1 protein-coding gene is annotated in these 363 nt (G+C 74.4%); it reads left to right on the forward strand.

All coding sequences use genetic code 11. The features are described from left to right. Window positions 1-363 (forward strand): IspD/TarI family cytidylyltransferase (locus ACZ3HH_RS29470; RefSeq protein WP_465810048.1); only part of this gene is annotated, 363 nt, incomplete at both ends.

Here is a 363-nt window from a genome sequence, read left to right on the forward strand (position 1 = left end):
GTCTTCGCCGCGCCACGCGCCCAGGTGGTGATCGTCGTGCCCGCGGGCTTCGAGGGAGCCGCGCTCACCGACGTCCGCGAGGTCGCCGGTGACCGGATCGACCTCGTCTCCGTCGTGGCCGGGGGAGCGACGCGTCAGTCGTCCGTCGCCGCCGGGCTGGCGGCGCTGTGGGCCGACATCGACACGGTCCTCGTCCACGACGCCGCGCGCGCGCTCACGCCGGTTGCGGTGTTCGAGCGTGTCGTCGCCGCTCTCGACGACGGTGCGCTCGCGGTCATCCCGGCCGTCCCGGTTGTGGACACCATCAAGCGTGTGGATGCCGCGGGGGCGATCGTCGCGGCCGTCGACCGGTCCGAGCTCGCC

Source organism: Pseudomonas sp. PME37.24/025 (genome assembly GCF_055556615.1).